This window comes from Acidovorax sp. KPB24-07, assembly GCF_057543315.1.
Genome location: NZ_BAAJYS010000392.1, coordinates 1 through 3,000 on the forward strand (window position 1 = coordinate 1; position 3,000 = coordinate 3,000).

Annotated in this window: 3 protein-coding genes and 2 pseudogenes; 4 read left to right on the top strand and 1 reads right to left on the bottom strand. The window is 69.0% G+C overall.

Going from position 1 to position 3,000, the window contains the following annotated elements:
• Positions 1–96, bottom strand: a pseudogene (locus tag AC27IQ_RS21515) (lytic transglycosylase domain-containing protein); the annotation flags it as partial.
• On the opposite strand from AC27IQ_RS21515, the pseudogene AC27IQ_RS21520 reads away from it, so the two are divergent.
• The 4 genes and pseudogenes from AC27IQ_RS21520 to AC27IQ_RS21535 form a co-directional block, all read left to right on the top strand.
• Positions 96–1,163: pseudogene (locus AC27IQ_RS21520) on the top strand (helicase C-terminal domain-containing protein); the annotation flags it as partial. The pseudogenes AC27IQ_RS21515 and AC27IQ_RS21520 sit on opposite strands and share 1 nt — an antisense overlap.
• Before the next feature lie 159 nt (positions 1,164–1,322).
• Entirely contained in the window at positions 1,323–1,832 is a 510-nt protein-coding gene (locus AC27IQ_RS21525) for a pyridoxamine 5'-phosphate oxidase family protein (RefSeq protein WP_284400527.1), read from the top strand.
• Between the two features lie 65 nt (positions 1,833–1,897).
• Positions 1,898–2,101 (top strand): hypothetical protein, encoded by a 204-nt coding sequence (locus AC27IQ_RS21530; RefSeq protein ID WP_284430586.1) that lies wholly within the window; start codon positions 1,898–1,900, stop codon positions 2,099–2,101.
• Between the two features lie 120 nt (positions 2,102–2,221).
• The gene (locus tag AC27IQ_RS21535) at positions 2,222–2,641 is read left to right on the top strand and encodes a CopG family transcriptional regulator (protein ID WP_487090727.1); all 420 of its coding nucleotides are present in this window, start codon (positions 2,222–2,224) and stop codon (positions 2,639–2,641) included.
• Positions 2,642–3,000 lie beyond the last annotated feature (359 nt).

A 3,000-nucleotide genomic window follows, 5' to 3' on the forward strand; every position in this document is an offset into this window, starting at 1 on the left:
CACCTTGGCGGCGTACCCGCCATCGTCGGGCAGATTGGCCGCGCCGACGTAATAGCGCAAGCCGCCTTCGAGGGACCCGGCGCGGGTGATGCATTCTGGTGGAGCCGCTGGGCCAGATGGCGCACCACGCCGAGGGCTTTCTGAACGCGCTGCGCGCCATCGCCAAGGCCCTGCGCGCCGAGATCCGCGACAAGCCCGACGAGGCGCGGCGCCTGTCCACGCTCTATGCCCAGGTCGGCGCGCTCGCGCCCCGGCTGGAGGGCGTGCACGCCACCGCGCAACTGCTGCTGCAGGACGCGCCCGAGGGCGCCGTGCCCGCCGCCAAATGGTTCACGCTGGAGGTGGAGGGCGACTTCATCGTCGTGAAGGCGCACGCCAGCCCCATCCTGCCGGGCAACACGCTGCGCCACCACCTGTGGTCGGCCGTGCGCGGGGCGGTGCTCACCTCGGCCACGCTGACGAGCTGCGGGCAGTTCGACTTCTTCCTGCGCGAGGCGGGGCTGTTCGGCGACGAGACCGTCACCACCCTGGAGGTGCCCAGCCCGTTCGACTACGCGCTGCAGGGCACGCTGATCGCCACCGAGACCGTGGCCGACCCGCGCGAGGCCCAGGCCTTCACCGCCGAGATGGTGGATGCGCTGCTGACCGACCTGGCCATGGTCGAGTCCGGCGCGCTGGTGCTCTTCACCTCGCGCGACCAGATGCGCCAGGCCGTCGATGCGCTGCCCACCGCCATGCGCGGCAGCGTGCTGGTGCAGACCGCGCTGCCCCGCACCCAGCTGCTGGCGCGCCACCGCGAGCGCGTGGCAAGCGGCGAGCCGTCCATCATCTTCGGCATGCAGTCGTTCGGCGAGGGGCTGGACCTGCCCGGTGCGCTGTGCGAATCGCTGTTCATCACCAAGCTGCCGTTCGCGCCGCCCGACGACCCGGTGGGCGAGTCGCGCGCCGAATGGCTGCGGGCCGCGGGGCGCGACCCGTTCAGCGAACTGGTGGTGCCGGCCACGGCCATCCGCCTGGCGCAATGGGTGGGCCGCGCGATCCGCACGGAGGAAGACCGCGCCCACGTGTACTGCTACGACAAGCGGCTGGTGCGCACGTCGTATGGGCAGCGGCTGCTCAAGGGCCTGCCGCCCTTCGCGCTGGAGCGGCGCCCGGCGGCCTGAGCCCGGCCCGCGCGGAGATGTCGGACATGCCCCACAGGGCCCCGGGCCGCGAGCCGACCGTGGGCGCAGCAGGGCCCCCCTACATTGGGACCTCCCTCCCACACCGCGCGCCCAGTGCGCGCGGCGTTCGGCCTCCTTCCCTGCTTGCCGGAGACACCCATGAGCAACGACGACACCACCTCCCCCCACGCCACGCTGTGGCGGCTGATCAAGGACATCCGCTTTGGCATGCTCACGCACCGCGCCGCCAGCGGCATGCTGCATGCCCACCCCCTGACGACTCAGAACAAGGACATCGATGAACAGTCGCAACTGTTCTTCTTCATCCCGCGCGACGGAGAGCTGTTCGAACGCCTGCGCTCGGACAGCCAGGTCAACGTGACCTACTCCAACCCTGAGAAGGACAGCTATGTTTCGCTGTCCGGCGCGGCCGGCTTCATCGAAGACATCGCCAAGAAAGAGGCCCTATGGTCGCCCATGGCGAAGGCCTGGTTTCCGGACGGCGTGAACGACCCCAACCTCGTGCTGCTGGCCATCCACATCAGCCACGCCGAGTACTGGGACGTCAAGGAAAGCAAGATGACCCAGCTGTTCAAGATGGCCAAGGCGGCCGTCACGGGCAACCCGCCCAAGGACATGGGCGAGCACAAGGAACTGTCGCTGTCCTGAGCGCAGCCGTTCGCTCCCCCCATCGATCCCATCGTTTCATTCCCCCGTTCGCAAGGAGACACACCATGGCCAACGACAAGCAGGAGCCCGGCAAGGGCAAAGTGGAAAACGACCACAACCGCCAAGGCAACCAGGAGCCCACCCAAAAGAACGAAGCCCAGCGCACGCCGGAAAGCCGGCACGACCGTGATGCGCACATCGGCAGCGGCAACCAGGTGCAGTCGCGCCAGGGCGCGGCAGGCAGCGGGGGCGGGCGCGGCGCCGGCTGAAGCCCGCTGCACCCTGGCAATGACAGGGGCCTTCGGGCCCCTTTATTTTGGTCGGACGACCTTGAAAGATTCCATAGACCATCCATTTACCATCCAATGGGATGGAAAAACGAGGTTTTTATGGCAACGACGGTACTCGAGCGCAGCAACAAGGTTCCCGATTCGGAGAAGGTGACGATCAACCTGGGGTATGTGGACCTCGGCCACATCGACCTGCTGGTGTCCGAGGGGTTCTATTCGAACCGCACGGACTTCATCCGCACCGCGATCCGCAACCAGCTGGTTGCGCAGGCCGATGCGGTGCGGCAGGTGGTGGCCCGCAAGACGCTGGTGCTGGGGCTGCAGCGGTTCGGCCGGGCCGAACTGGAGGCCGTCCAGGCCGCAGGGCAGACGCTGGAGATCCGCGTGCTGGGCCTGTGCACCATCGACGACGACGTGCCCCCTGCATTGGCCCAGGCGACCATCGCCTCGGTCCATGTGCTGGGGGCGCTGCACGCCAGCGCGGCGGTCAAGGCCGCGCTGGCCGGCCGCATCGGCTGACACCCACCGGCACGCGCCGGTGGACACGACGACAAGGGACGGACCCGCGCCTTCGGCGCTGGCGACCGGACCACCATGGCAGACCGGCCCGATTCGAAGGCGGCGGCGAGACAAGAGACACGACGAGACGAACGCGGCACGCAGCGCCCCTGGGGGCCCCGGTGCCGCCCCCGCACGCCAGGGCCCCCGCGGCCCGCTTTTCGAAAGGATTCCCCATGGACTGGAACAAGAAGGTCAAGCAGCTTCTGAACGAGGTCACTCCGCTGATGCGCACCGGCCAGCTCGCCGACGCCACCCGCGCCATCCAGCAGGCCCTGGCCGGCCAAGGCACGGCCGCAGCCACCGCGGCGGGGAGCGCT

What these genes read in the sequence shown, in the direction of transcription:
- AC27IQ_RS21525 (WP_284400527.1), top strand. Translation starts at nt 1,323, where the DNA reads ATGAGCAACGACGACACCACCTCCCCCCACGCCACGCTGTGGCGGCTG.
- AC27IQ_RS21530 (WP_284430586.1), top strand. Translation starts at nt 1,898, where the DNA reads ATGGCCAACGACAAGCAGGAGCCCGGCAAGGGCAAAGTGGAAAACGAC.
- AC27IQ_RS21535 (WP_487090727.1), top strand. Translation starts at nt 2,222, where the DNA reads ATGGCAACGACGGTACTCGAGCGCAGCAACAAGGTTCCCGATTCGGAG.